Source organism: Mesorhizobium sp. RIZ17, from assembly GCF_051127865.1.
Classification (GTDB): Bacteria; Pseudomonadota; Alphaproteobacteria; order Rhizobiales; family Rhizobiaceae; genus Mesorhizobium; species Mesorhizobium humile.
On the sequence record NZ_CP147861.1, the window covers coordinates 6,268,007 to 6,294,353 of the forward strand.

Consider the following 26,347-nt stretch of genomic DNA (forward strand, 5'->3'; position numbering starts at 1 on the left):
GCGTTCGCGGCTTACGACCGCAGCCGCTTGCCTTCCGGGTCGAAAGGCGGATGCGCGAGCAGGACGGCGTCGTGCGGCCTGCCCAGTATGGCGACGGTCACCTTGTCGCCGGCCTTGGCGGTTCCGGCCTTGACGTAGCCCATCGCCAGCGACTGATCGACGAAATAGCCATAGGCGCCCGACGACACCTGGCCGATCGGCGTGCCGTCCGGCAGGAAGATCGGCTCGCCGCCAGTGGCGTCGGCATCCTTGGCCGAGACTGACAGCATGATGAGTTCATCCCGCGCGGGCTTGCCGGCAACGGCGAGATAGGCTTCGCGGTTGAGGAAGTCCTTGTCCGTCCTGATCAGCCGGTCGAGCTTGACCTCTTGCGGCCAGTATTCCGGCGAATATTCGCGGCTCCAACTGCCGTAGCCCTTCTCGACCCGCAGCGACATCAGGGCCCGCGAGCCGACCGGTCCGGCGCCGACTTCCGCGCCTGCCTTGAGCAGCGCGCCATAGAGCTCGACCTGGTCGGCGGCCTTGCAGTGCAGCTCCCAGCCGAGATCGCCTGTGAAGGAGACCCTGAGCGCCACGACATCGACGCCGGCGACGGTGATCAGGCGCGAGCGCATGAACGGGAAGGCTTCGTTCGACAGGTCGTCATTGGTCAGCCGCTGCAAGAGCTCGCGCGATTTCGGCCCGGCGACGTTGAAGCCGCCGAGATCCTCGGTGCGCGAGCGGAAGGTCGTGCCTGCAGGCAGCGGCACGGATTTGAAGAAGCGCTGATGGAAGCGCTCGGCCATGCCCGAACCGATCACCATGAACTCGTCTTCCGCTAGCCTCGTCACGGTGAAGTCGCCTGCAATGCCGCCGCGCTTGCCGATCAGCGGCGTCAGGCAGGAATTGCCGACCTTGGTCGGCATGCGGTTGGCGAACACCGCGTTCAGCCAGGTCTCCGCGCCCGGACCCTTCACCTCGTATTTGGCGAAGTTGGAGATGTCGATGATGCCGGCATGCTCGCGCAGCATACGGGCTTCGCGGCCGACCGGCGTCCACCAGTTCTGGCGCGTAAAGCCGATCGTCTCCTCGCGCGGCTCGCCTTCCGCCGCGAACCACAGCGGATGCTCCCAGCCGAAATTGAGGCCGAACACGGCACCCATCTTCTTCTGCATTTCATAGACCGGCCGGGTGCGCACCGGGCGCCCGGCGGCGCGCTCTTCGTTCGGGAAATGGATCTTGAAACGGTGGCTGTACTGGTCCTGCACGCGGGCCTTGGTGAAGGCCTTGCCGGCCCAATGGCCGAAGCGTGCCATGTCCCAGCCGAACATGTCGAGCGTGGGCTCGCCCTCGATCATCCATTCGGCCGCGAGCTTGCCCATGCCGCCCGACTGCGAGAAGCCGGGGATGATGCCGTTGCAGCAGAAATAGTTGCTGAGCTCCGGCACAGGCCCGAACAGCACGGCGCTGTCCGGCGACCAGATCATCGGGCCGTTGATCACCTTCTTGACGCCGGCGGTAGCCGCCGCCGGAACACGCTGGACGGCGCGCATCATGTTTTCCTCGATGCGGTCGAGATCGTCGGGAAACAGCTCGTGGCCGAAATCCATCGGCGTGCCGTCCTCGGCCCAGAATTTCATGTTGCGTTCGTAAGCGCCGATGAGCAGCCCCAGGCCCTCCTGGCGCAGATAATATTCGCCGTCGCGATCGGCGACCGATGGCAGGCGGCGCCCCATGGCGGCGATTTCGGGGATCGTCTCGGTGACGAAATACTGGTGCTCGGTCGGGATCAGCGGCAATTGCAGCCCGGCCATGGCGGCGACCTCCCTGCCCCACAGGCCGGCGGCGTTGACCACCCACTGCGAGTGGATGTCGCCCTTCGGCGTGCGCACGATCCAGCTGCCGTCCGCTTGCGCCTCGGTCGCCGTGACCGGCGTGAAGCGATGGATCTCGGCGCCGCGCTGGCGGGCGCCCGCGGCATAGGCCGCCGTCACGCCCGACGGGTCGACATTGCCGCCCTCCGGTTCGTACATGATGCAGCGAATGCCGTCGAAATCGACCAGCGGATGCAGCCGCTCGGCTTCGTCGCGGCCGACTTCGTAAAAATTCATCTTGTAGCGCCGCGCCTTGGCTTCCTGCAGCCTGAGCTGATGCTCGCGCGCCTCCGTCTGGGCGAGATAGAGCGAGCCCGGCTGGAAGATGCCGCAGCCCTGGCCGGTCTCGGCCTCCAGCTCCTTGTAGAGCGCCATCGTGTAATGCTGCAGGCGGCTGATATTGGTGGAATCATGCAAGCCGTGGATGTTGGCGGCCGCGTGCCAAGTCGAACCGGAGGTCAGCTCGCTGCGCTCCAGGAGGACGACATCCGTCCAGCCGAACTTGGCGAGATGATAGAGGATCGAGCAGCCGATCAGACCGCCGCCGATGACAACGGCTTGTGCATGAGTACGCATATCGAGGTTTCTTCCCTTTGTTCGGCGACTTGTTTCGCGCTCTTTCGAAACGCTCCGCGAGTTGGTTTAGCCGACTGGGCAATCACAGTCGCCGGCGAACTCGGGGGCGCAACACGCGCCCCTGAGTTACTTGTTGCGATTGACCGCTTCAGGCCTTGTCCAGCCAGACCTTGTCCAGCTGCAGCTCGAATGTCTGGTGCATGCCGAGGTTCTTCACATAGGCGGCGTGATGACGGTAAAGCGATCGCCAGAACGCCTGGACGAGAATGCCGGAGTCCTGCAGGACGAACTCGACCTCCTTCATCAGCTCCTTGCGCTTCTCGGGATCGGCGATGGCCATCGCCTCGTTGAGCTTCTTGTCGAAGTCCGGATTGGCATAGCCCGACTCGTTCCACGCCTCGCCGCTGCGATAGGCGATCGCCAGCACCTGGACGCCCAGCGGCCGCATGCCCCAGTCGGTGGTCGACCACGGATATTTCGTCCAGTCGTTCCAGAACGAGGAGCCCGGGATGATGGTGCGCTTGACCTTGAATCCGGCGTCGCGCATCTGCGCGGCGACCACGTCGGCCGGGTCTTTCACATAGTCCGCGTCATAGGAGATAAGCTCGAACTCGTGATCCGTCTGGCCTGCCTCGGCCATCAGGGCCTTGGCCTTGGCGAGGTCGCGCGGGACTTTCGGCAGCGCGTAATATTCCGGATGGATCGGGCACACATGGTGGTTTTCGGCGACCTGACCGAGACCGCTATAGCCGAGCTTCAGCACCGTCTCGTTGTCGACCGCGAGCTGGATTGCGTTGCGCACCCGCTTGTCGTCGTAGGGTTTGTTGGTCACGTTGGTGCGCAGCACGATCGTGCCGGCGGTGACGACCTGCTCCTTGACCAGGCCCATGCTGTCATAGAGGTCCACGGTGCCGCCGACGGTCTGGTAGTTGCAGTCGATTTCGCCGGCCTCGAAGGCGCTGCCGATTGCGGGATTGGAGGCGTCCGATCCGTAGTCGACCCAGTCGACGCCGTCGAGATAAGGTTCGCCGCCGAACCAGGTGAAGTCCTTGCGCCGCCGCACGGAGGCCGACTCGCCGACCTTGTAGGAGATCAGCTCATACGGGCCGGTGCCGGGCGTCTTGAGCATGTTGGCGCCGTTCTTGTCGAAGTCGCGATGGACGATGACCGCCGGATAATCGGAAAAGCCCGGGATGATGGTGACGTCCGACTGGCGGCATTTCAGCTTCACCGTGTGGTCGTCCACCTTGGTGATGGAGCCGGCGGCGGCCTTCTTGGTGGCGGGATCGATCAGGGAGCTCATGCGACCGGCCATCGAATTGCCCTCGGCCGCCTTATCGCACCAGCGCCCGATGTTATAGACGATGTCGTCGGCGTTGAAGTCGTCGCCGTTTGACCATTTCACGCCCTTGCGCAGATGCAGCGTGTATTCGGTGGCGTCGTCGCTCACCTCCCAGCTCTCGACCAGATGGCCTTCGAAAGTGAAGTCGGTGGTGTAGCGGATCATGTAGTCGTTGCACTGGCGCATCACATTGGCGATTTCCGACCAGTCCCAGGAGCGCGGATCCTTCATGTCCTTGATGATCATCTGCATCTTCAGGATGCCGCCCTTCTTGCCGGGCACGATCGCCGCGGCCTTGGCCGGCTCGATCCCTGCCATCGAGTAGGCGAGCGCCGTGGAAGCGCCCATCACGCTTGCCATGGCCAGGAATTCGCGGCGGTCCATCTTGCCGCTTTTGACTTCGGCTGCGTAGCTTTCGATGACCGCCGGGACGCGATCACCGTTGCTCTTGAACATTGTCATCGTTGTTCTCCGGTTCAGGGCTTTCCGCCCGTTACATTCCCCTTGCGGTTACGCATGTTAGGGGCGGTGCAAAAATCCCGGAAGGGCTCAGCCTTCCGCAAACCGCAGAAAACCGGCCTTGAAGGCCTAAAAAAACAATGCCATTGGCTCGCTAAATTTTTGAATGCGATAGCGCCGCCGCGCTCAGGCGGCGTCTTCCCTGGCCCTGGAAATGATCCATTCCTTGACCGTGCGCGCGATGTTTCCCTTCGAAAGCTGGCTCTCGGTCAGATAGTAATTCCAGGGGCTTGCCGGGCGGACCGGAAACGGCTCGACGAGCAATCCGCGGCGCATATAGGCATGCGCGAGCGAACGCTGCGTGGCGACGAGGCCGGCCCCCATGGCGGCAAGTTCGAGCGCGATGTTGGAGGCGTTGGTCGAAAGACCCTTGTCGTGATCCTCCATGTCGACGCCAAGCGCATCGGTCACCACCTGCCAGTATTCCTGGCGGCCATGCACGAAGATCCAGTCCACCTTGAGCATGTCCTGCGGCGTCTTCAGCGCATGTCCGCCCTCGAGCAGAGCGGGAGCGCAAAGCAGGACCAGTTCGTCGTTCCAGAGTGGGGTCGCCGAAGGCGGCCTGTCGTCGAAGCGCCGCGTCGAGATAGTGATGTCGGCGATCTGCTCGCTCAAGTCTTCCCAGATCGTGCCGTGCAGCACGATCTCGATCTCGGGGTGCTTCTTGCGGAAGGCCGCCATGCAGCCGGCCAGCCAGTTTTCCGCAAGGCTCATCGGACATGAAACCACCACAGTGCGGTTGCGCGAGGAAGCAACGATCGCTTCGGTCGCCTGGTCGATCTGGTCGAGCGCCTGGCGCAAGGTCGGCAGGAACGCCTCCCCCATCTCGGTCAGCTTCAGGCTGCGCGGATAGCGGATGAAGAGCTGCCGGCCAATATAATGTTCGAGAGCGCGCACATGCGTGCTGACCGCCGCCTGCGTGTAGCCAAGCTCCTTGGCCGCCGTGGTGAAGCTCAAATGGCGGGCCGAGCTCTCGAACGAGCGGATATAGTTCAAGGGGGGTGGCGGCTTCATCCCGGTCTCCTAAAGAGCAATTCCAGGAAAAGTGTGAGCGGTTAGGCTCGGCGACTTCGCCGTAGCCTTCCGTCGGGAATTGCATCAAAACAAAGCGATAGTGCGGTTCGCCGTTTCCGTGAAACGGTGGACCGCACTAGCAATCGCCATAGCTATCGCACGGGCGACCGGCCATTCAATCGCAGACGAGCGACATGGCATCAATATTTTTGGCCAAAGCCGCCAAACTAATCGCGTGCCTGCGCGATGAACCCAATTTATTGATGTTGTGGAGAGACAGGGGAGATAAGCGCGTGGCTGTGCCGTCATACCGGCGTGAGGGGCCTGTCGTCAGTTCCGATACGTTCGCGCGCCTTGCCGATTTCGTGCTGCGGCGTCCCGCCTCCGTCTTCCCCCAGCCGGTGCTGGAACAGGCGCGTTACCTCCTTCTCGACACGCTCGGCATCGCCATTGCGGCCGGACCGATGGAAGCAGGCCGGATTGCCCGCGACACCGCCGTGCTTCTCTATGGCTCGAACGACCCGCAATACTCGGCCCGCATGCTGTTCGACGGACGCCGCGCCAGCATCGCCGGCGCAGCCTATGCCGTCGCCACGCAGACCGACAATCTCGACGGCCATGACGGCTACAGCCCGACCAAGGGCCATGTCGGCGTCGCGGTCGTGCCGGCGCTTGCCGCGCTCGCCGAGGCGAGGCCCGACCTTACCGGGCCGGAAGCGCTGGCGTCCCTGGTGATCGGCTACGAAGTCGCTGGCCGGGCCGGCATCGCCTTGCATGCGACAGTGAGCGACTACCATACCTCGGGCGCCTGGAATGCCTTGGGCGTAGCGGCGGTGGCGGCACGCCTGCGTCGGCTCGACGAAACGCAATTGCGCGAGGCGCTCGGCATTGCCGAGTATCACGGCCCGCGCAGCCAGATGATGCGCGAGATCGCCACGCCGACGATGCTGCATGACGGCTCCGGCCCCGGTGCTCTCATCGGCCTCTCCGCCGCGGTGCTCGCCGAACGCGGCTTCACCGGCGCGCCGGCGATCACGGTCGAGGCGCCGGACGTCGCGGCGTATTGGCAGGATCTCGGCGTCTTCTGGCAATCATTGCATCAGTATGTGAAGCCTTACCCGATCTGCCGCTGGGCGCATGCGGCGATCGACGCGGTGCGCGGACTTTGCCTGGCGCACAATCTGACCTCCTCCGACATCGCCCATGTCCAGATCAACAGCTTCCACTATGCTGCCACGCTGTTCGACGGCATGCCGGACACGACCTCGAAGGCGCAGTACAGCCTGCGCTTCGCCGTCGCGACCTTCATCCTTCATGGACGCATCGGGTTGGAGCATATTTCCGGCGCCGGCCTCGCCGACGCCGCGGTCGCCGACATGCTCACCCGCATCACCGTGACCGAGACTGAGCGCCACAGCGCCCGCTTCCCGGCCGGCCGCTGGGCCGACGTCGTCATCACGACCAATGATGGACGCGTGCTGATGTCGGGCGACGTGCATGCGCGCGGCGGCCCGGAAGCGCCGATGACGGTGCAGGACGTCGAGGCCAAATACATGGAATTCGCCGCGCCCGTGCTCGGCTCCGACCGCGCCACGGCGATCCGCGACGCGGTGCTCTCGCTGGACGACCGCGACAGCCGCTTCTCCGATCTCTCGGCGCTGCTCTACGATCCTCCCAAGACGTTGAGCTGAGCGCGCAATGCCCCTCAGGCTTCTGAAATACGGTCTCAGCAGGGACTATCCAGTCAGCGGCGACATCCCCGCCACGCCCGAGCTGAAGCCGGTTTACGACGTCGTCATCATCGGCGGCGGCGGGCATGGGCTGTCTTGCGCGCATCATCTTGCCAAATACCACGGCATAAGCAGCGTGGCTGTGCTGGAGAAAGGCTACCTCGCCGGCGGCAACACCGCGCGCAACACCACCACCATCCGCTCCAATTACATCACGCCGGAAGGCATCGCTTTCTACAAGGAAGGCGTCGAGCTGTTCGAGCGGCTGTCGCAGGAGCTCGACTTCAACGTCATGTTCTCGCAGCGCGGCCAGCTCACGCTTGCGCATAGCGAGGCGACAATGCGCAGTTTTCACATGCGCGCCGAGATGGGCAAGCATATGGGCACGCGCACCGAGGTCGTCGACCAGAAGGGCGTCGAGGAGCTCTGCCCGCTGCTGAATATGGACTATGGCGGTCCGCTCGAAATCCTCGGCGGGCTCTGGCATGCCGACGGCGGGACGGCGCGCCACGATGCCGTGGCCTGGGGCTATGCCGCCCAGGCCTCGCGGCGCGGCGTTGAGATCCACCAGCGCACCGAGGTGCAGGGCTTCGAGGTGGTCGGCGACCGGGTCCAGGCGGTCAAGACGAACAGGGGCCGCGTCGCCTGCGGCCAGGTGCTGATCGCCACCGGCGGCATGAACTATGACGTGGCGCTGATGGCCGGTGTCGAGCTTCCCATCCGCTGCTATCCGCTCCAGGCGATGGTGACCCAGCCCCTGAAACCCTGGCTCGACACGCTGGTCTCGTCGGTCTCGCTGCACACCTATCTGGTCCAGTCGTCGCGCGGCGAGGTCGTCATCGGCGGCGGCTCCGACCCCTACCAGCTCTATTCGACGCGCTCGACACTCGACATGAAAGAGCACCTCGCCGAAGGCGCCGTCCACCTCTTCCCCTTCCTGCAAGGCGTGCGCCTGCTGAGGCAATGGGCCGGCATCACCGACATGACGCCGGACTACAGCCCGATCATGGGCGCAAGCCCGCTCGCCAATCTGTGGCTCGACTGCGGCTGGGGCACCTGGGGCTTCAAGGCGACGCCCGTCGCGGGCAAGCGCATGGCGCAAACAATAGCCGAAGGCCGCGTGCCCGATATCCTGAAACCATTTGCATTGGAGCGCTTCGAGACCTTCCGGCTGCTCAATGAAATGGGCGCGACCGCGGCGAGCCATTAGACCATGAAACTGCTCACTTGCCCCATGAACGGCCCGCGCAACATCGACGAGTTCCAGTCCTTCGGTCCGATGCGCGCGAGGCCCGATCCGAACGCGACCGCCGACGCCGAATGGTCGCGCCATCTTTTCCGCGCCGAGAATCGAAAAGGCGTCGTGGTCGAGTGGTGGCGGCACGTGCCGAGCAATTATTTCTTCCTGGCCGAGCGCGATCTGGTCAGCAACGAGATCATCCGCACCTTCGATGCATCCGAACGGCGGGACCGCGCATGAACCGGCTGCCCGCCCGTTTCGGAAGCCGCATCGATCGGAGCCGCCCCATCCGCTTCACTTTCGAGGGCAAGCCCTTCGAAGGCTATGAAGGCGACAGCATCGCCAGCGCGCTTGCCGCCTCCGGCCAATGGGTGCTGTCGCGCTCGTTCAAGTACCACCGCCCGCGCGGCATCCTGTCGATGACCGGCGCCGACGCCAACGTGCTGGTGCAGCTGCCGTCCGAGCCGAACGCCGGCGCCGAGCGCACGCCGGTCAGCGAAGGGCTGCGGGTCAGCGCACAGAACGTCAACGGCTCGCTCGAGCGCGACCGCGACGCGATCATGGACAGGTTCGGCCGCTTCCTGCCGGTCGGCTTCTACTACCGCACCTTCATGGGTCCGCGCCGCGACAGCTGGCTGAAATTCTGGGAGCCGATCATCCGCCGCAAGGCGGGCCTGGGCGTGGTCGACACCAAGGCTCCGCACCGGCATTTCGACAAGACGCACCTGCATTGCGACGTGCTCGTCGTCGGCGCCGGTCCGGCAGGACTGAACGCGGCGATTGCCGCCGCCGAGGCCGGCGCCGACGTGGTGCTGTGCGACGAGAACCCCGAGATCGGCGGCTCGCTGAGTTATGGCCGCTACGATCCGGCCATCCTCTCCAACCTGTCGTCCCGGCTGAAGGCGCTGCCCAATCTCAGCGTGCTGACCGGCACCGTCTGCAATGGCTGGTATGAAGACAACTGGCTGCCGCTGATCCAGGGCAACCGCCTCCATCGCACACGCGCCCGCGAAGTGATTCTGGCGACCGGCGCCATCGAGCAGCCGGCCGTCTTCCGCAACAACGACCTGCCGGGGATCATGCTCGGCGGCGCCACCCAACGGCTGGTCCGGCACTATGGCGTGCGGCCTGGTCGGAGCGCCGTGGTGCTGGCCGCCAATGAGGACGGTTACCGGACAGCGCTCGATTTATTGGACGCAGGCGTAGCGGTCGTCGAACTTGTCGATCCGAGATCGGTCGGCGATGCCGGGCCGCTGGAAGCCGAACTTCGCGGCAAAGGTGTCGCCATCCGCAAAGGCGCAACCATCGAAGCGGCGGAAGGCACGTCTGGAAATCGTCACCTTGCCCGCGTCCGTGTCGGCGGGAGCTGGATCGCCTGCGACCTGCTGGCCGTTTCGATCGGTCAGGCGCCGGCGTGGCAATTGCCGTGTCAGGCTGGCGGCAAGGTCGGCTACGATGCCGCCGCGGAGATGATGACGATCACACTCCCGGAAGGCTCCGTCCATCTTGGCGGCGCCGTTGCCGGAACGGACGAATTGCCGGATGCAATCGGCAGCGGCCAACGAGCAGCGGCAGCCGCCCTTTCGCGGCTCGGCCATGCCATGGCGGTCGAACCTCCAATCACGCCGAAGAGCGTCGGGCCACGCTATGTTCAGCCGATCCTCGCCGATCCCAAGGGACGCGACTTCGTCGACTTCGACGAGGATCTGCAAGTCAAGGACCTGCAGAACGCGACCAGGGACGGCTATCGCGAGATCGAGCTCGTCAAGCGCTTCACCACCGTCGGCATGGGCCCGAGCCAGGGACGTCATTCGGCCTTGGCGACCGCCCGGATCGTCGCCGAGGCGACAGGCCGCACGGTCGCTGAGATCGGCATCACCACGGCGCGGCCTCCGGTCGGGCCGGAAACGCTCGGCGTGCTCGCCGGCCACCACGAAGCGCTGGAGCGCCGCACGGCGCTGCATGCGAAGCACGTCGCGCTGAATGCCGCGATGAAGCCGATCGGCGCATGGTGGCGGCCTTACTACTACGGCGACGCAAGCGGCGCTGAAGAAGCCGTCCGCGAGGAAATCCTCGCCGTGCGCGAAGGCGTCGGCCTGCTCGACGTTTCGACGCTCGGCAAGCTGGAGATCCGCGGGCCGGACGCCGGCGAATTCCTCGACCGCCTCTACACGATGGCGCATGCCAACCAGCCCATCGGCCGCGTGCGCTATTGCCTGATGCTCAACGAGATGGGATCCGTGGTCGACGATGGCGTCGCCTACCGGATGGCGCAGGACCAGTTCTATGTGACGGCGACCACCGGCGCCGTGGCGCGCGTCTATGCCGACATGCTGTTCTGGAATGCCGAATGGCGCCTGAAGGTGGACGTGCTCAACCTTACAGGGGCGTTTTCAGGCCTGAACGTCACCGGACCCAAGGCGCGCCTGGTTCTCGAGGCGCTGGAGAGCGACATCGATTTCAGCCGCGACGCCTTCCCCTATCTCAGCGGCCGCGAAGGCATCGTCGCCGGCGTCCCGGTGCGGGTGATGCGCATCGGCTTCACCGGCGAGCTCAGCTACGAATTGCATTGCCCGTCGAGCCTGGCGCCTAGCCTTTGGGAAGCGGTGATGGCGGCAGGCAGACCGCACGGCTTGCGTCCGTACGGGCTGGAGGCGTCCCGCATACTGCGCCTGGAGAAAGGCCATATCCTGATCGGCCAGGACACGGATGCGATCACCACGCCGGATGAACTGGGCTTCGGCTGGGCCGTCTCGAAGAAGAAGCCTTTCTTCGTCGGCAAGCGCTCCATCGAGATGCGTGCGAGGCTCGGGCAGACCCGCAGGCTGGTCGGCCTGCAATTCCCCGCCGGCGCCCGCAACATTCCCGGCGAAAGCTGCCTGGTGCTGCGCGGCGGCGCGCCTGTCGGCCAGATCACGTCGGTCGGGTACTCGCCGTCGCTCGGGCGCCATATCGCGCTCGCCTATGTCCATGTCGACGACCAGGCGGAAGGCAGCCGCGTGACGGTGAAATGCCGCGACGGCGAACTGGTCGAGGTGCCGGTCGTCGCCCACGCCTTCTTCGACCCGACCAACGCGCGGCAGGAGATCTAGATGGCCGCCGACATCGCGACGCGCATCTATCCCTTCATGCCCGGCGGCGCGGCCGACGGCACGAAGCTGGTTTCCGGCGCGGTCGTGCTGAGCGATCTCACGGACAAGCCGCGCTTCGGCCTGAAAGGCGGCGGCAGCGCCGCCTGGCTCGCCGCGCAGGGTGTCAAACCGCCTGCCGTCAACCGCATCGGCGACCACCGTGGCATGCGGATCCTGCGCCTCGGCAACGAGGACATTCTGCTTCTCGCCGAGGGCGCCGGCGAGACGCTCGCCGAAATCAGGACCGCCTGGCAGACCGCGCCGTCGCCGAAAGGCTATTCGTCATGGCGCGAAGAAGGCTGGGCATGGATGCGGCTTTCCGGCCCTCGCCTTGCCGAAGCGATGAGCGGGCTTTGCGCGCTGGACCTTAGACCCCAAAAATTCGGTGCCGAAGACATCGCCCAGACCCGCGTCGGCCATATCGAGGCCGTGGCGTTCCGTTCGCCGGCGGGTTTCGACATACTCTTCGATGTCACCGCTTCGGCCTACTTCGCCCGCGCCGTCGCGGCGGTGGCCGGCCACACAGACCAGCATAGAGGACATCCATGACCCGCCCGCAAGGAACCATCGCCCCGATCCTGACGCCGTTCGAAGATGACGGCCGCATCGCGCGCGATCTCTGGATTTCCCACGCCAAATGGGTGCTCGGCCAGGGTGCGCATTTCCTCTCGCCCTTCGGCACGACGGGCGAAGCGCTCTCGGTATCCTTGCGCGAGCGCATGCAGGCGCTGGAATGGCTGGTCGAGGCAGGCATCGCGCCCGACCGGCTGATGCCCGGCACCGGCGTCACCGCCCTGCCCGAGACGGTCGAGCTGTCGGCGCATGCCGTCGGCCTCGGCTGCGCCGCGGTCATGGTGCTGCCGTCTTTCTTCTACACCGGCGCCGGCGACAACGGGCAGGCGCGCTATTACAGCGAGTTGATCGAGAAGGTGGCAAAGCCCTCGATGCGCGTGATCCTCTATCACATCCCGCAGAACTCGGGCGTGCCGGTCAGCCCGGCGCTTACGGCCAGGCTGAGCAAGGCCTTTCCGGACACCGTTGTCGCCTACAAGGACAGCGCCGGCGACTGGAACAACACCGCCGCCGTCATCGCCGCCGCGCCCGATATCTCCGTGTTCCCGAGCTCCGAGGCGCAGCTCACCAAGGGTCTCGCCAGCGGCGCGGCTGGCTGTATTTCCGCCACCGTCAATCTGAACGCCGCCGCCATCCGCCGCCTCTACGACGCGGCCAGGAAGGGCGAGGATGTCGCCGAAGCGGATGCCGCCATCAAGGCGTTCCGAAAGGTGATCCAGGATGCCGGGCTGATCCCGGCGATGAAGGCGGTGCTTGCGGTCAAGTCCGGCGACCGGCGCTGGCTGAACCTGCGCGCGCCGCATGAGAATGCGACGCTGGAGAACGGCCAGGTCCTGCTTGCCGCCCTCGGCAGCGCCGCCGATCATATCGGCCGTAGCTGAGGTCGCGATGTCGGCGCGCCCAACCGTCATCCTGCACACCGACAAGCCGGCGGGCGCGCTTGCCGTGCTCGCCGAGACGCATCCGGACCTCGATGTCCATGCCTGCGACACCTATGCCGGCCTCCCCGCGCTGATCGAGCGGACCGCCGCGGAGGTGGTCTATTCGATCCGCTTCGACGGCACGCCGCGCTATCCGCGCCAGGCCCTCGTCGAGAGCCCGACCGTGAAATGGGTGTCGATCGGCGGCTCCGGCACCGATCATCTCGGCCGCTGGGATCCCGCCCATGTGACGGTGACGAATTCCGCCGGCGTTGCCGCCGGCATGCTGGCCGAATATGCGCTCGGCGCCATGCTCTCCTTTTCGCTCGACCTGCGCGGTTTCGAGCGCCGGCAGCAGGCCCGCCAATGGGGCGGCGGCCGCGTCGAGCCGATCGAGGGCAAGACCGTCCTCATCCTCGGCCTCGGCAAGACCGGCGAGGCCGTCGCGCACCGCGCGCAGGCGATGGGCATGCACACCCTCGGCATCCGTGCGCGGCCGAAACCGATGCCGTCGCTCGATGAGGTGCATGGCCCCGACGCGCTGCTGGCATTGATCGGCCGGGCCGATTTCATCGTCTGCTGCGTGCCGCTGCTGCCCACCACGCGCGGTCTGCTTGGCGAGGCCGCCTTTGCCGCCATGAAGCCGTCCGCCGTGCTGATCGACATTTCGCGCGGCGGCGTCGTCGAGGAAGCCGCACTGCTCGCCGCACTCGACAACGGGCGGATCAAAGGCGCGGCGCTCGATGTCTTCGCCACCGAGCCGCTGCCGACCGGGCATCCGCTCTGGAGCTACGACAACGTCGCCGTCACGCCGCATTGCGCGGCGGTCTATGAAGGCTGGGACATCAAGTCGGTGCGCATGTTCGCCGACAATCTGGCCCGCTACCGCAAAGGCGAGCCGCTCGAGAATGTGGTCAATCCGGAACGCGGCTATTGAAAGCAATTCCAGGAAAAGTGTCAGCGGTCGGGCTCGGCGGCTTCGCCGTAGCCTTCCGTCCGGAATTGCGAAAAAGAGAATCGGGAGGAATCCTATGTCACAGGACAGGCGCGGCGGCGGCCGCAGATCGAAGCTCGGACGCAGCGGCGGCGGCATCGCGCAACTGCCATGGCAGAGCGTCAAGAACCCCTACCCGCCCATGCAGATGCTCGACGAGGAGCGCATGGAGCAATTGCACAAGACCTCGATGCGCATCCTGTCGGAGCTCGGCATCCGCGTCATGAGCGAAAAGGTGATGGACCTGTTCGCCAAGGCCGGCGCCATCGTCGACCGCGAGAGCAACACCATCCGCATCGACGAGAGCATCGTCATCGAGGCGCTGCGCAAGGCTCCCTCGTCCTTCACGCTGACCAGCCGCAATCCGGAAAAGCAGGTGCATCTCGGCGACAATTCGCTGGTCTTCGGGCTGGTCGCCGGTCCGCCCAATGTGCATGACCGCATCAATGGCCGCCGCCAGGGCAATCTCCCCGACTACCAGAACTTCATCCGGCTGGCGCACCACTTCAACGCCATCCATATCATCGGCAACCAGGTGGTGGCGCCGATCGAGCTGCCGGCCAATTCGCGCCATCTCGATACCTACTACGCCAATCTGACGCTGAGCGACCTCTCCTTCCACTGCACCGCCATCGGCCGCACCAGGGCGATGGACGGTATCAACATGATGGCGATCGCGCGCGGCATCAGCGTCGAGGAGATGCGGACTTCGCCCGGCGTGACGACGATCATCTCGATCAACTCGCCGCGCCTGTTCGATGACGCCATGGCCGAAGGCCTGATCGCCATGGCCGAGCACGGTCAACCCGTGACCGTGACGCCTTTCACGCTGATGGGCGCGATGACGCCGGTGACGTTGGCCGCCGCCCTTTGCCAGCAGAATGCGGAGGCGCTGTTCGGCGTGACGTTGACGCAGCTCGTCAATCCCGGCACGCCGGTGATGTATGGCGCCTTCACCTCCAATGTCGACATGAAGTCCGGCGCGCCGGCCTTCGGCACACCGGAAAACGCCAAGGCCAACATCATCGCCGGGCAACTGGCGCGCCGTTACAACCTGCCCTACCGGACCTCCAACGCGAACGCCTCCAATGTGGTCGATTTGCAGGCGGCCTACGAGACGGAAATGGCGACATGGGGCGCGGTGCTCGGCGGCGCCAATTTGATCTATCATGCCGCCGGCTGGCTGGAGGGCGGGCTGACGGCGTCTTACGAAAAGCTCGTGCTCGACGTCGAGATCCTGCAGAACATGATGGAGTTCCTGCGGCCGCTGCCGTTCCAGGAGGACGACCTCGGCTTCGAGGCGATCAAGTCGGTGCCGGCCGGCGGCCATTTCTTCGGCGCCGAGCACACCATGTCGCGCTACACCACTGCCTTCTACCAGCCGATGTTGTCCAACTGGCAGAACCATGGTGCCTGGGAGGAAGCCGGCGGCAAGGATGCCCTCGAACGCGCGACCGAGCTCTGGCAGCAGGCGCTGCACGATTACGAGGAACCGGTGATGGATCCTGCGATCCGCGAGGAGCTCGACGCCTATGTCGGGCGCCGCCGCGAGGAGATCGCCGCCAATCCGGAAACGTAGGAAAGCCGCCCGATGCCCTATGATCTCGTCATTCGCCACGCGACGCTGATCGCCGGCGACGGCTCGAAACCCTTCGAGGCCGACATCGCCGTCACCGGCGACAGGATCGCCGCCATCGGTCGGCTAAACGCTGAAAAAGGCACCGAGGAGATAGACGCCTCCGGCAGGGTGGTCGCGCCCGGCTTCATCGACGTGCACACCCATGACGACGGCGCGCTGCTGGCGCCGCGCGGCATGGACCCGAAGATCAGCCAGGGCGTGACGACGGTGATTGCCGGCAATTGCGGCGTCAGCCTCGCACCTCTGCTGCTCGACCAGACCCCTCCACCGCCCTTCACGCTGGTCGGCGGCCGCGAGAATTTCCGCTTCGACCGTTTTGCCGACTATGTCGCCGAGTTGAAGCGCCGCGGCATCGCCACCAACGCGGCCCTGCTCGTCGGTCACACCACCTTGCGCCAGCGCTGCATGCCGGTGACCGACCGGCCGGCCAACGCAGCGGAAACGGCGGCGATGCAGGAAGCGGTCGCCGAGGCGATGGCCGAGGGTGCGTTCGGCCTCAGCACCGGGCTCGACTATCCGCCAGCCGTCAACTCCTCGACCGATGAGGTCAAGGCTCTCGCCGCCACGGCGGCAGGCCTCGGCGGTCCCTATGTCACCCACACGCGCAACTATTTCGAGACGATGGACGAGGCGATCGAGGAAGCGATCGACATCGTCGATCATGCCGGCGGCAAGCTGTTCATCTCGCACCACCAGTGCACCGGCCGCGCCAATTTCGGCAAGAGCCGGCCCTCGCTGGAAAGGATCGACCGGGCGCGCGAAACGATGGACATCGGCATGGATGTCTATCCCTATGCCGCGAGCTCGACCGTGCTTCGGCTGGAGCGCTGCGACACCGGGCTCAAGATCCTCGTCACCTGGTCCGATCCGCATCCGGAGATGGCAAGGCGCGAGATCGCCGACATTGCTCGCGAATGGAACTGCACCGAGCGGGAGGCCGGCGAGCGGCTTTTGCCGGCGGGCGCAGTCTACTTCCAGCTCGACGAGGACGACGTCCGCAACATCATCGCGCATCCGCGCACGATGATCGGCTCGGACGGCCTGCCGCACGACATCCACCCGCACCCGCGCCTCTGGGGCACATTCCCGCGCGTGCTCGGGCACTACGCACGTGACATCGGGTTGTTCACTCTCGAAGAGGCCGTGTTCCGCATGACCGGCCTGCCCGCGCGTGAATTCGGGATCCAGGAGCGCGGTGTTCTGGCGGAAGGCAATTTCGCCGACCTCGTCATCTTCGACCCCGAGACGATCATCGACACCGCCACCTTCGAGGAACCGCGCCGACCCGCTGCCGGCATCGATCATGTGTTCGTCAACGGCGTCTCGGTCTGGCGCGGCGGCAGGGCGACCGGAGCGCTGCCGGGCGCGGTTCTCAAGCCCTCGGCTTCAAAGATGCTATTCAGAGGCGCATGTGGCTGCGGCGCCGGTCACAGCGCCTCATAAAAGCGATCGACGCTCTCCAGCGTGTAGGCGAACTCCACCGGCCGCGTGCAGCGCCAGCCGTCAAAGGGTTGGCCGGCAAGCGCCTTCAATGCTTCGGACAAACGCAATATGCCGCCGCCATAAAGCCGGTTCGCCATGTCGAGCATGCCGGTGCGATGCATGGCATCCGTCATGCTGCCGCAGGCCTCTTTCACCAGCCAGACGCGAAACCCCTGATAGACGGCGTCGAAGACGCTTTCCGTCACGCAACTGTCGGTAAGCACCCCGGTGACAACGAGGTTCTCGATGCCGAGCGCGGCGAGCCGCTGCGCAAGCTCGGTCCGGCGAAAGGCGCTCGGCCAGTGCTTGTGGATCACGATGTCGCCGGGCAGCGCCGCCACCTCGGCACAGATATCCGCGCCTTCGCTGCCGGCGACGGCGGAGCGGAATTCCTCGGTCAGGATTTCCTCCTGCCGCGCATAGCCGTCGCGCTCTTCCGGCTTCACCCAGGCCTGCGCATGGATGACCGGCATGCCAGCCTTGCGGGCGGCTTCGATCAGCGCGGCCGCATTGGCCAGCACGTCGTCATAGCCGACGACCGGCCATGCCGCGCCGAGGCGGTATTCATTCTGCAGGTCGATGACGAGCAAGGCGGTCTTGGCGAGGTTCATCTCTGGTCCGGTGAGTTGTCGAAATCGGTGACGAAACGCAGGAGCAGCCGGATCGCCTGATCGAGGTCGGCGATCTCCATCGCTTCATGCGGGTTGTGGCTGCCGTGTTCATTGCGCACGAAGAGCATGGCGGTTGGGATGCCGGCGCCGGCGAAGGTGGCTGCATCGTGCCCCGCCCCGCTCGGCACATGCGGTGCCCGCATCCGCATCTTACTGGCGGCGCTATCGAACCTCGCGATCAATGCCGGCGACATCGTCGCCGGCTCCCAGGTGAAGCTTGGCCCGGGCTCGAAGGTGACGCCGCGTTTGGCACTCACTTCAGCGAAAATCTCATGCAGCCTTGCCTCGATCCGATCCAGGACGGCGGCTTCGGCACTGCGCACATCGAGCGTGAAACCGAGCTCGCCCAGCACCCGGCTGCCGCCGTGCTGCGTCGGATCGGACTGCACGCGGCCGAAGGTGATAGTGGCCTCGCGCCCTTCGCGTTCGAGCGCGTCCCATTCGGCCTCGAGGTCAGCGATCAGGTCGGCAAAGCCAAGCACGCTGTCATGCCGCGCAAAGCGCGGCTCGGCGCCGGAATGGGCGTAGGCGCCAAGGCATTTCGCATCGACATAGCGGAAGCCGCCGGCAATCCCGGTGACGATGCCGACCGGCGCATCGGCGGCAACCAGGCGCGGTCCCTGCTCGATATGCACCTCGACGAAGGCGGCGATCCGATCGACATCGATGCCGGGCACGCCACGCCGCACGGCGTCGGGGTCGAACCCTTCCTCGCGCATGTGCTCGGCCAGTGTGCGACCGCTGTCGGACCGCTTCGCATCGAGCGCCCGCGGATCGAGCAGGCCAAGCGCCGCCTGGCTGCCGGGATAGGAGAGCGGAAACCAGACGGCTTCCTCGGCACGAGTCGCCAACACGACGAGGTCACGCGGCAACCGGATGCCTTTCTCGACCAATTCGGCCATCACCGCCAGGCCGGCCACGACGCCGGCAGCGCCATCGAAATTGCCGCCATGCGCGACGCTGTCGAGGTGCGAGCCGACGACGATTGCCGGCAGCTCGGGGTTACGGCCGCTGAGTGTCAGATAGAGGTTGCCCGCGGCGTCGACGCGCGCGACCGCGCCGAGTTTTTCCCCCTCATTGCGCACGAGATCATGGGCGAAGCGCTCGCCGGGTCCGTAAGCGACGCGCGTGATCCCCGGCGCGTCCGTCGTAGCTTCGGCGAGCGCGTCCAGGATGCGTCCCGCTAGTTTGCCACCGGCCGTCAGTGGGCTCATGAAGCGGCCTGTCGAGCTTCGCCCTCTGAGCGCAACCGATGCGGCGTCAGGTCGTCCAGGGAAACGCCTTGCCTTGCGACATCGTCCGGCAGGCCGCCGCCGGCGATCAGGCTGGCACAGACGCGCGACAGTGCCGGCGACGTCTTGATGCCGTAGCCGCCCTGCCCGACCAGCCAGACGAAATCCGGGAACTCGTCATCCGGCCCGACCACCGGCGACCCGTCGGCGACGAAGGTCCTCAGGCCCGCCCAGGAACGCGACACGCGCTGAACTTCGATCGTGGTTGCCCGTTCGAGACGCTCGGCGCCGATCGCGACATCGATGTCTTCGGCAAAGGCGTCCACCGGCGCCGAAGGCGTCGCATCGGCTGGCGACACGAACAACTGCCCGGCATCCGGCTTGAAATAGAACTCCGCGCCGACATCGTTGACCAGCGGCCAGTCGCTAATGTCGAGGCCGGCCGGCGCCGGGATGTTGAAGGCGGTGCGGCGCTTCGGCTGTAGGCCGACCGGGCACACGCCCGCCATCGCCGCGATCTCGTCGCCCCAGGCGCCGGCAGCGTTGACGATAAGCGGCGCAAGAAATGTCCCCGCTTCCGTCTCGATCCGCCATTGACCGCCCTTTCGGCCGATACCTCTCACCCCGGCCTTGGTGACGATGCGAGCGCCGCGCGCCCGCGCGCCGCGCAAAAAACCCTGATGCAGACCATTTACATCGATGTCCATCGAATGCGGTTCGATGTAAGCGCCGGCGAGATAATCCCGCCGCAGCACCGGCACGCGCGCGATCGCCTCGGCCGGCGTCATCGCGACGATCGAGGGAACGAGCGCCTGCGCGGCCGCCAGATCCTCGCGCAAAAGGTCAAGCTGGTCGGCGCGCGCCACCGTGATCATGCCGCGTTTGCTGAGCAGCGGATAATCGGAAAAACCCGTTGGCGGCTCGGTGAGAAATGCCCGGCTGGCGAGCACGATGCGGCGGATGACGCCGTTGCCGTAATTTTCGGTGAAGCTCGCGGCCGAGCGTCCCGTGGTGTGATAGCCGCAATGGCTCTCGCGCTCGAGCAGAACCACCTTCCTGTCGCGCGAAATCTCGAAAGCCGCGCCGGCGCCAGCCATGCCGCCGCCGATGATGATAACGTCGGTCTGCTCGCTCATGCATCCCCCAAAACTGTCCCGCGCGGCACGGCGGGCGGTTCGCCCAGACGGCCGCGGCGCGCACGATCGCGGGCGCCGCGCCCTTCGGCCAGATTCTCGGCCAGCGAATTCTGCGCGGCGCAATCCCGTAATGCCAGGTCGCTGATAAAAGGCACCGGCTTGCCGGCGATAGCCATGCCTGTCAGCCGCGCCCAGACCGCGCGCCGCTTGCGCACCTGATGCGACTGCAATTCGCTGATCTCGGCGATACTGCTCTCGCGCTTGATCTGCAGCGCGCCGGCCTCGACGGCCGCGTCGAACAGCTCCAGCCCGCGCTTCGTGCGCACGATGATGCCGTTGAGAGATTCATCCTCGACGGCCGGTCCGCCATTCAGCCATGCGTCAGATACCGCGATATCCGCCACTTGGCCGATGGCATCAGGGCAGATCTTGCAGCGCGGCTGGATCATCCATTTGTCCTCGTCTTCCCACAGCTGCCGGTAGCTGATCTCGAAGGCGCGGCCGTCTTTGGTTTCGATCCGGTTGAGCCCGGGGTTGCCGTGACCGCGGTAGCGGAAGAGAGACAGCTCGTCCTCATCGAGGCCAAAACGCTGCAGCACCTGCTCCGACTTGGTCAGGTCCGAGGCGCCGCCGCAGACGAAAGCGAGTGCATAGCGCATTTGCTGGTCGACGCGCGGATCGAGCCGGGCCAGGTTGCGCACGGCAGTGATGTCGCAAGGCTTGGCGATCAGCGCGAACGGCTCGCCGCGGTCGAGAATGTCGTTGAAATCGATCAGCGTTGCTGCCGGACCATAGCGCGAGCCGGCGCCTTCGAGCACAGAGACGGCATCGAAGCTCAGCTTGCGCTCGGTGCGCATCGGCATGGATCGCGAGGCCGCGACATGCAGAACGAACTTGACCCGTCCCGAGTTGAGCAGGAACTGGCCGAGCGCCGTCAGCGTGCCGCCGCCGGAACCGACAAACCGCACCGTAGGATCTCCGGCGGAGCCGAGCACGAGCCGTTCGACCGGTCCCCACACCGCATCCGTCAGCGCGGCGTCATTCATCCGCGCTGGCAGCGGCCCGGCGATGCGCGTTCCCGGACAGACGGCGTTGATCTTCGCCAGTACCGGCTTGTCCAATGCGAGCCTCGCCACCGGCCGCTCGCGCCCTTCAGGCGTCATCACCATGTCGACGTCGCCGGCACCGGCGATCGAACGGCAGAGGCCGCAGCCGATGCAAAGCCCGTTCTCGACGATCTCGCTCAGCGTCAGCGGATCGGGCGAGAGTGGCATCGTGGCCTGGCTGTGACTGGTTTCGATCGGGCCCATCGCGGTCTCAGACCGACTCCGAAATGCGCCGGTACTGGTCGGGGCGGCGATAGAGCGAAAAATTGAAATTTACCTTCCGACAGACCTCGATCAGCTCGAGATCGGCGCGATGGACGATGACCTCGTCGTCGAGCGACATCGCCTGCGCGGCAATCTCTCCGGTCGGCGCGATGATGCACGACCCGCCGATCAGCATCTGCCCGTCTTCCAGGCCGGCCTTGGCGGCGGCAGCGACCCAGAGCGTGTTCTGGTAAGCACCGGCCTGCATCGGCAGATGGTTGTGGAACATTCTCAGATGCGCCAGCGCCGGCGCCTCGTCGAGCAGCAGCGGCGTGTTGTAGCCGAGCAGCGCCACCTCGGCGCCGTTGAGGCAGAGCATGCGGTAGGTTTCCGGCCAGCGGCGGTCGTTGCAGATGGCCAGCCCGACCCGGACGCCGCGATAGTCGAAAACCGGAAAGCCGAGATTGCCCGGCTCGAAATAGCGCCGTTCGAGATGCGTGGTCGTGCCTTCTTCCGGCTCGCTCGAACCCGGCACATGCATCTTGCGATAGCGGCCGATGAAGGCGCCATCCGGTCCGACCAGATCCATGGTGTTGAAATGGCGCGTGCGGCCTTCTTCCTGCGTAAGCTCGCAATAGCCCAGCGCGAAGCCCACCTTCAGCCGCGCGGCGGCATCGTAGAGCCGCTGTGTCTCGGGTCCCGGCATCGAAGCTTCGAAGAAGGCGTCGATCTCGGCCTGGTCGTCGATGCGCCAGCGCGGGAAGAAAGTGGTGAGCGCCATTTCCGGAAACATCGCGATCTCGGCGCCGGCGGAAGCGGCCCTCTCAAGGAGATGGACGAGCCGCCCCATCGTCTCGGCGCGCGTGGCGCTGCGCTGGATCGGTCCGGTCTGGCAAACGGCGATGGTCAGGCATCGAGCCATGGTGTCCAATCCTCGACTGGTTTCCGGGAAAGCGCCGGATCGGCGGCAGCGCGCGCCACAAAACGCCCGAACCCCGGTTCGGCCCGCAGCTTGCCGTCGGCGACCACCGGCACGCCGCGCACCAGCACGGTGGTCGGTCGGCCGGTGACGACCTTGCCCTCATAGGGCGTAAAATCGACTCGCGAATGCAGCGCCTCGTGCCCGAGCGTCCAGCGCGCCGTCGGATCCCACAGCGCCAGATCCGCGTCGAGCCCGACGGCGATGCTGCCTTTGCGATCGGCGAAGCCATAGATCGAGGCGGCATTGCGCGAGGTGAGGTCGAGATAGCGCTCGAGCGTCAGCCGGCCGGTCAGCAGCCCTTCCGAAAACAGTAGCGGCAGGCGCGTCTCGATGCCGGGAATGCCGCTCAGCGTCGTGGTGAAACCGGGCGTCTCGGAGCGGCCAATCTTGTCGGCGAAATAATATGGCGAATGGTCCGACGACCAGAGGTCGATGCCGCCATTGATCAGCTCTTGCCACAGATGCTCATGGCTGCGCAGCGAACGCGGCGGCGGTGAAAAGACGAAGCGCGCCGCGTCGATTGCCGAGCGGTCGAGATCGGCCGCGCCGAGAAAGAGATATTGCGGGCAGGTTTCCGCGATAGCGTCGACGCCGCGTGTCTTCGCCCGTGCCACCTCCTCGGCCGATTGCCAGGACGAGACATGCACGATGGTCATGCGCGCGCCGGTCATCTCGGCAAAGGCCAGTGCGCGATGCGTCGCCTCGCGCTCCATTGTCTCGCTGTGGGCGACGACATGGTAGCGGATATCGGTGCGGCCGAGATCGATGAGCCGCTGCCGCGTGCGCCGGATCGCGGCGTCGTTCTCGGCATGGACCATGACGACCCAGCCAAGCTCCCTCGCCGTATCGAGGACCTTGAAGAAGAGGTCGTCGTCGACGGCAAAACCCTGATAGGTCATGAACAGCTTGACCGAGGCGATGCCGCGCCCGGCAAGCTGGTTGAGCTGCGTCTCGACATCCACGCCGGTGCCCATGGTGACCACGGCATGCAGCCCGTAGTCGATCACGGCGCGTCCCGCCGCGCGATCGAGCGCGCGGTCGATGGCGCCGACAGTCGTCATGTCCTGTCCGGGCATGCCGAACGGGACGATGCAGGTCGTGCCGCCAAAGGCTGCGGAGATCGTGCCGGATTCAAAGTCGTCGGCATTGCCCGCCCCGCCCCAGACCGGCTGGTCGAGGTGGCAATGCGCGTCGATGCCGCCGGGCAGCACCCAATGGCCGCCGGCGTCGATCGACGTCTCGCCGGACAGGCTTTTGCCGATGGCGGCGATGCGGCCGTCGTCGATGCCGACGTCGCACTCGGCCCAGCCGTCGTCGAGCGCCACGCGCCCGCCTTTGATCACCAGCTCATGCATTGACCAGCTCTTCTATTCAAATTGGCCCTCGCCGGCCGGCTTAGCCAACGGCCGCCGTCACCATGATCTCGACGCGATACTGGTCGCCGGCAAGCCGCGCTTCCACCGTGGCGCGCACCGGCATGGCGCTCCTGTCGATCCAGGCGTCCCAGGCCGTGTTCATCATCTCGAAATCGGCAATGTCCCTGAGCCATATCTGCGCGCTCAAGAGCTTCGACTTGTCGCTGCCGGCCTTGGCCAGAAGCGCGTCGATCTTGGCCAGGATCTGCTTGGTCTGGCTGGTGGTGTCGCCGGAAAGATCATCCGCGGTCAGGCCGGCCACATAGACGGTGCCGTTGTAGCGGAGCACCCGGCAGAAGCGCTGGCCGTTTTCGAGGCGTTCGATCGTCATATCGTTCCCTTCCGCTGGTTCCCGGAGTTTTGGCTTTTGCCTATGGTACGGAGGGTGCAAAACGACTGTAAAGCCCGCCGCGACCTGAGATGCCGCTTTCCTTCGCCGGCATGGCCAAAAAAATTCGAGCCATAGCCGCGTCAATCTTCGTTTGCGGCACTCACCACAAAGTGTAGCTTCTGCTCGGGCTGCCGTCGGTCAACGGTGCCGCCAGGGAGCCGCCGCAGCCGCATTCATGAGGTCGATCGCTCAATCCGCGATGAGGCTTTGGCAAAACGCAGAGCGCTCTCGCGCCATGCTGCCGATCATGGTCGGCATCTGCCTCGCTTGTATCGGCAGCGCCATGCTGACCACCGCCGTGTCGCTGCATCTCGGCAAGCCCGGCATTTCTCCCCAAGTCGTGCAGATCGTGCTGACAGCCTATCCGGTGGGCTTCCTAGTCGGATGTCTGGTGACGCGCCCGGCTGTCGCCCAATACGGCCACGAGCGAACTTTCGTGGCGATCCTAATGCTGGCGCTGCTGGCGGCGTCCGGCTTCGCCTTCACCGACTTCCTGCCGAGCTGGATCTGCTTTCGCCTGCTTGGCGGCATGGCGATGGCGTCACTGTTCGTCGTCTGCGAAAGCTGGATCAATCTCTATGCCGAGCAACACAATCGCGGCGCGCTGTTCTCGCTCTACATGCTGACGACTGCGATCGCCGTGCTGCTCGGGCAGCTCCTTGTCGGCCTGGTCGGCCCGCAATCGCCGCATCTGTTCCCGGTCGCGGCGGCGACCGTGCTTCTGGCGCTGATCTCCAAATTCGTCGGCGGACGCTGGCCGGCGCTGCCGACCGCAGATCCGGATCATGCGAGTTCAGCAAGACCGGTCAAGCGCCTCGGCCCGCTGGCGCTTTTCCGGCTGGCGCCGGTTACGGTCGTGGCGATCTTCCAGGGCGGTATCACCAACATGAACATCTTCGTACTGACGCCGATCTATGGCACGCAGATCGGGCTGTCGGCGGCAACGACAGTCGGGCTGGTCACGACCATCAGCATTGCCGGCATGCTGGCGCAGACGCCCGTCGGCTGGCTGTCCGACAGGTTTGAACGTCGCATCATACTGCTCGTCCAGGGCATCCTGTCGGTCACGCTCTGCGCCGCGATCGCCTGGCTCGGCAATTTTTCGGTGCCGCTGCTCTTCGTGCTGTTCTTCCTCTATGGCTGCACGGCGCTGACCGTCTATCCCGTGGCGATGGCCTTCGGCGCCTCGCAACTGCACAGCCGGCACATGGTCGGCGCGTCCGGCACGTTGCTCCTGCTCTATTCGATCGGCAATGTCGCGACGCCCGGCATTTCGGCCGGCCTGATGGATCACATGGGCGCGCCGGCCATGTTCCTGCTGCTCGGCGGCGGCGCCGTGCTGGTCACCCTAGCCGCCTGCTACAATCTGTTGCGCCGCCCAGTCACGCTGGCGGCCATGCAGGCGATCGAGGAGCGCGCCTGATGACGGATGCAGCAACGAACCGCCTCGAAGGCAACGTCATCCTTATCGCCGGCGCCGCCAGCGGCATCGGCGCGGCAATCGCACGCCGCTGCATTGCAGAAGGCGCAAGCGTCGTCTGCGCGGATTACGAGCTCGAGCCCGCGACGAAGCTTGCCGAAGCGCTCGGGCCCACCGCCGCTGCTTGCCAGTGCGATGTGATGAAGATCGAGTCCGCGAAGGCGGCCGTCGAATTCGCGAAGCAAAAATTCGGCCGGCTCGACGGGCTGGTGCACAATGCCGCCGCGCCTTCGACCAGCGCCACCGTCGTCGATCTCGACGAAAGCGCCTGGCGGCATGAGATCGACGTCGGCCTGACCGGCGCCTTCCTGATGAGCAAGTTCGCCGTACCGCTGATCGCGGCAAGTGGCGGCGGTTCGGTCGTCTTCATCGGCTCGCAATTCGGACGCGTCGCCACGACCCGCGCCGTCGCCTATTGCGCCGCCAAGGCTGGGCTGATCCACCTCGCCAAGGCGATGGCCGTGGATCACGCCGCCGAGAAGGTCCGCGTCAATAGCCTCTCCCCAGGCGCCGTGGCGACGACGCGCCTGTTGCGCAGATTTGCCGATTTCGAAGCCGCCAATGCCGGTCTCGGTCCTGCCCATCTGCTCGGCCGCATTGCCGAGCCCGACGAGATCGCCGCCGCGGCAGCCTTCCTGCTTTCTTCCGATGCGTCCTTCGTCACCGGATCCGACATGCTCGTGGACGGCGGCTTTGCGACGCGCTGAACCCGAAACC

The 26,347-nt window shown here is 65.7% G+C and carries 21 protein-coding genes; 11 read left to right on the forward strand and 10 right to left on the reverse strand.

Annotated elements, in window-relative coordinates; genetic code table 11:
- Window positions 1–11: 11 nt before the first annotated feature.
- The 3 genes from WDX12_RS30625 to WDX12_RS30635 all read right to left on the reverse strand — a co-directional run bounded on the left by WDX12_RS30625 (window position 12) and on the right by WDX12_RS30635 (window position 5,304).
- Entirely contained in the window at window positions 12–2,429 is a 2,418-nt protein-coding gene (locus tag WDX12_RS30625) for a GcvT family protein (protein WP_434723121.1), read from the reverse strand.
- A 148-nt stretch (window positions 2,430–2,577) separates the two neighbouring features.
- Window positions 2,578–4,233 (reverse strand): ABC transporter substrate-binding protein, encoded by a 1,656-nt coding sequence (locus WDX12_RS30630; RefSeq protein ID WP_434723122.1) that lies wholly within the window; start codon window positions 4,231–4,233, stop codon window positions 2,578–2,580.
- 183 nt (window positions 4,234–4,416) lie between these two features.
- Window positions 4,417–5,304 (reverse strand): LysR substrate-binding domain-containing protein, encoded by an 888-nt coding sequence (locus tag WDX12_RS30635; RefSeq protein WP_434723123.1) that lies wholly within the window; start codon window positions 5,302–5,304, stop codon window positions 4,417–4,419.
- Window positions 5,305–5,597: 293 nt separating this feature from the next.
- Between WDX12_RS30635 and WDX12_RS30640 the strand changes: the two genes are divergently transcribed.
- The 9 genes from WDX12_RS30640 to WDX12_RS30680 all read left to right on the forward strand — a co-directional run bounded on the left by WDX12_RS30640 (window position 5,598) and on the right by WDX12_RS30680 (window position 16,974).
- Window positions 5,598–6,995, forward strand: coding sequence for an MmgE/PrpD family protein (locus WDX12_RS30640; protein WP_434723124.1), 1,398 nt, complete (start codon window positions 5,598–5,600; stop codon window positions 6,993–6,995).
- 7 nt (window positions 6,996–7,002) lie between these two features.
- Window positions 7,003–8,244, forward strand: a complete 1,242-nt coding sequence (locus tag WDX12_RS30645; protein ID WP_434723125.1) for an FAD-dependent oxidoreductase — start codon at window positions 7,003–7,005, stop codon at window positions 8,242–8,244.
- 3 nt (window positions 8,245–8,247) lie between these two features.
- Window positions 8,248–8,514 carry a sarcosine oxidase subunit delta gene (locus WDX12_RS30650; RefSeq protein WP_434723126.1) on the forward strand — a complete coding sequence of 89 codons (267 nt, stop codon included), beginning with the start codon at window positions 8,248–8,250 and terminating at the stop codon, window positions 8,512–8,514.
- A complete protein-coding gene (locus WDX12_RS30655; protein ID WP_434723127.1) occupies window positions 8,511–11,366 on the forward strand; it encodes a 2Fe-2S iron-sulfur cluster-binding protein in 2,856 nt (951 codons plus the stop codon). Before WDX12_RS30650 ends, WDX12_RS30655 begins: the two co-directional genes overlap by 4 nt.
- The gene (locus WDX12_RS30660; protein ID WP_434723128.1) at window positions 11,367–11,954 is read left to right on the forward strand and encodes a hypothetical protein; all 588 of its coding nucleotides are present in this window, start codon (window positions 11,367–11,369) and stop codon (window positions 11,952–11,954) included.
- The gene (locus WDX12_RS30665; protein ID WP_434723129.1) at window positions 11,951–12,859 is read left to right on the forward strand and encodes a dihydrodipicolinate synthase family protein; all 909 of its coding nucleotides are present in this window, start codon (window positions 11,951–11,953) and stop codon (window positions 12,857–12,859) included. The genes WDX12_RS30660 and WDX12_RS30665 overlap by 4 nt, the downstream gene beginning before the upstream one ends.
- A 7-nt stretch (window positions 12,860–12,866) precedes the next feature.
- Window positions 12,867–13,835, forward strand: coding sequence for a D-2-hydroxyacid dehydrogenase (locus tag WDX12_RS30670; RefSeq protein WP_434723130.1), 969 nt, complete (start codon window positions 12,867–12,869; stop codon window positions 13,833–13,835).
- A 94-nt stretch (window positions 13,836–13,929) separates the two neighbouring features.
- The gene (locus tag WDX12_RS30675) at window positions 13,930–15,471 is read left to right on the forward strand and encodes a trimethylamine methyltransferase family protein (protein WP_434723131.1); all 1,542 of its coding nucleotides are present in this window, start codon (window positions 13,930–13,932) and stop codon (window positions 15,469–15,471) included.
- Between the two features lie 12 nt (window positions 15,472–15,483).
- Complete coding sequence (locus tag WDX12_RS30680; protein WP_434723132.1) at window positions 15,484–16,974, forward strand: N-acyl-D-amino-acid deacylase family protein; 1,491 nt, start codon at window positions 15,484–15,486, stop codon at window positions 16,972–16,974.
- Here the strand turns inward: WDX12_RS30680 and WDX12_RS30685 are convergent.
- Genes WDX12_RS30685 through WDX12_RS30715 form a run of 7 tightly spaced genes read right to left on the reverse strand, consistent with a single transcriptional unit; the run spans window position 16,959 to window position 24,090 of the window.
- Complete coding sequence (locus WDX12_RS30685) at window positions 16,959–17,624, reverse strand: cysteine hydrolase family protein (RefSeq protein WP_434723133.1); 666 nt, start codon at window positions 17,622–17,624, stop codon at window positions 16,959–16,961. The two genes, WDX12_RS30680 and WDX12_RS30685, sit on opposite strands and share 16 nt — an antisense overlap.
- Window positions 17,621–18,898 (reverse strand): Zn-dependent hydrolase, encoded by a 1,278-nt coding sequence (locus tag WDX12_RS30690; protein ID WP_434723134.1) that lies wholly within the window; start codon window positions 18,896–18,898, stop codon window positions 17,621–17,623. The genes WDX12_RS30685 and WDX12_RS30690 overlap by 4 nt, the downstream gene beginning before the upstream one ends.
- A complete protein-coding gene (locus WDX12_RS30695; protein ID WP_434723135.1) occupies window positions 18,895–20,052 on the reverse strand; it encodes an NAD(P)/FAD-dependent oxidoreductase in 1,158 nt (385 codons plus the stop codon). Before WDX12_RS30695 ends, WDX12_RS30690 begins: the two co-directional genes overlap by 4 nt.
- Window positions 20,049–21,362, reverse strand: coding sequence for a Coenzyme F420 hydrogenase/dehydrogenase, beta subunit C-terminal domain (locus WDX12_RS30700; RefSeq protein ID WP_434723136.1), 1,314 nt, complete (start codon window positions 21,360–21,362; stop codon window positions 20,049–20,051). Before WDX12_RS30700 ends, WDX12_RS30695 begins: the two co-directional genes overlap by 4 nt.
- Window positions 21,363–21,369: 7 nt before the next feature.
- Window positions 21,370–22,284, reverse strand: a complete 915-nt coding sequence (locus WDX12_RS30705) for a nitrilase-related carbon-nitrogen hydrolase (RefSeq protein ID WP_434723137.1) — start codon at window positions 22,282–22,284, stop codon at window positions 21,370–21,372.
- Window positions 22,269–23,699 carry a dihydropyrimidinase gene (hydA, locus tag WDX12_RS30710; RefSeq protein WP_434723138.1) on the reverse strand — a complete coding sequence of 477 codons (1,431 nt, stop codon included), beginning with the start codon at window positions 23,697–23,699 and terminating at the stop codon, window positions 22,269–22,271. The genes WDX12_RS30705 and hydA overlap by 16 nt, the downstream gene beginning before the upstream one ends.
- A 40-nt stretch (window positions 23,700–23,739) precedes the next feature.
- The gene (locus WDX12_RS30715) at window positions 23,740–24,090 is read right to left on the reverse strand and encodes a RidA family protein (protein ID WP_041007422.1); all 351 of its coding nucleotides are present in this window, start codon (window positions 24,088–24,090) and stop codon (window positions 23,740–23,742) included.
- Between the two features lie 295 nt (window positions 24,091–24,385).
- On the opposite strand from WDX12_RS30715, the gene WDX12_RS30720 reads away from it, so the two are divergent.
- Together WDX12_RS30720 and WDX12_RS30725 are read left to right on the forward strand one after the other, a co-directional pair.
- Window positions 24,386–25,573 carry an MFS transporter gene (locus WDX12_RS30720; protein ID WP_434723139.1) on the forward strand — a complete coding sequence of 396 codons (1,188 nt, stop codon included), beginning with the start codon at window positions 24,386–24,388 and terminating at the stop codon, window positions 25,571–25,573.
- Window positions 25,573–26,337: an SDR family NAD(P)-dependent oxidoreductase gene (locus WDX12_RS30725; RefSeq protein WP_434723140.1), complete on the forward strand. Its 765-nt coding sequence runs from the start codon at window positions 25,573–25,575 to the stop codon at window positions 26,335–26,337. Before WDX12_RS30720 ends, WDX12_RS30725 begins: the two co-directional genes overlap by 1 nt.
- The last annotated feature ends 10 nt before the right edge of the window (window positions 26,338–26,347 follow it).

What these genes read in the sequence shown, in the direction of transcription:
- WDX12_RS30650 (WP_434723126.1), top strand. Translation starts at nt 8,248, where the DNA reads ATGAAACTGCTCACTTGCCCCATGAACGGCCCGCGCAACATCGACGAG.
- WDX12_RS30690 (WP_434723134.1), bottom strand. Translation starts at nt 18,898, where the DNA reads ATGAGCCCACTGACGGCCGGTGGCAAACTAGCGGGACGCATCCTGGAC.
- WDX12_RS30655 (WP_434723127.1), top strand. Translation starts at nt 8,511, where the DNA reads ATGAACCGGCTGCCCGCCCGTTTCGGAAGCCGCATCGATCGGAGCCGC.
- WDX12_RS30680 (WP_434723132.1), top strand. Translation starts at nt 15,484, where the DNA reads ATGCCCTATGATCTCGTCATTCGCCACGCGACGCTGATCGCCGGCGAC.
- WDX12_RS30630 (WP_434723122.1), bottom strand. Translation starts at nt 4,233, where the DNA reads ATGACAATGTTCAAGAGCAACGGTGATCGCGTCCCGGCGGTCATCGAA.
- WDX12_RS30635 (WP_434723123.1), bottom strand. Translation starts at nt 5,304, where the DNA reads ATGAAGCCGCCACCCCCCTTGAACTATATCCGCTCGTTCGAGAGCTCG.
- WDX12_RS30715 (WP_041007422.1), bottom strand. Translation starts at nt 24,090, where the DNA reads ATGACGATCGAACGCCTCGAAAACGGCCAGCGCTTCTGCCGGGTGCTC.
- WDX12_RS30675 (WP_434723131.1), top strand. Translation starts at nt 13,930, where the DNA reads ATGTCACAGGACAGGCGCGGCGGCGGCCGCAGATCGAAGCTCGGACGC.
- WDX12_RS30695 (WP_434723135.1), bottom strand. Translation starts at nt 20,052, where the DNA reads ATGAGCGAGCAGACCGACGTTATCATCATCGGCGGCGGCATGGCTGGC.
- WDX12_RS30725 (WP_434723140.1), top strand. Translation starts at nt 25,573, where the DNA reads ATGACGGATGCAGCAACGAACCGCCTCGAAGGCAACGTCATCCTTATC.
- WDX12_RS30665 (WP_434723129.1), top strand. Translation starts at nt 11,951, where the DNA reads ATGACCCGCCCGCAAGGAACCATCGCCCCGATCCTGACGCCGTTCGAA.
- WDX12_RS30625 (WP_434723121.1), bottom strand. Translation starts at nt 2,429, where the DNA reads ATGCGTACTCATGCACAAGCCGTTGTCATCGGCGGCGGTCTGATCGGC.
- hydA (WP_434723138.1), bottom strand. Translation starts at nt 23,699, where the DNA reads ATGCATGAGCTGGTGATCAAAGGCGGGCGCGTGGCGCTCGACGACGGC.
- WDX12_RS30705 (WP_434723137.1), bottom strand. Translation starts at nt 22,284, where the DNA reads ATGGCTCGATGCCTGACCATCGCCGTTTGCCAGACCGGACCGATCCAG.
- WDX12_RS30700 (WP_434723136.1), bottom strand. Translation starts at nt 21,362, where the DNA reads ATGGGCCCGATCGAAACCAGTCACAGCCAGGCCACGATGCCACTCTCG.
- WDX12_RS30645 (WP_434723125.1), top strand. Translation starts at nt 7,003, where the DNA reads ATGCCCCTCAGGCTTCTGAAATACGGTCTCAGCAGGGACTATCCAGTC.
- WDX12_RS30660 (WP_434723128.1), top strand. Translation starts at nt 11,367, where the DNA reads ATGGCCGCCGACATCGCGACGCGCATCTATCCCTTCATGCCCGGCGGC.
- WDX12_RS30685 (WP_434723133.1), bottom strand. Translation starts at nt 17,624, where the DNA reads ATGAACCTCGCCAAGACCGCCTTGCTCGTCATCGACCTGCAGAATGAA.
- WDX12_RS30720 (WP_434723139.1), top strand. Translation starts at nt 24,386, where the DNA reads ATGCTGCCGATCATGGTCGGCATCTGCCTCGCTTGTATCGGCAGCGCC.
- WDX12_RS30670 (WP_434723130.1), top strand. Translation starts at nt 12,867, where the DNA reads ATGTCGGCGCGCCCAACCGTCATCCTGCACACCGACAAGCCGGCGGGC.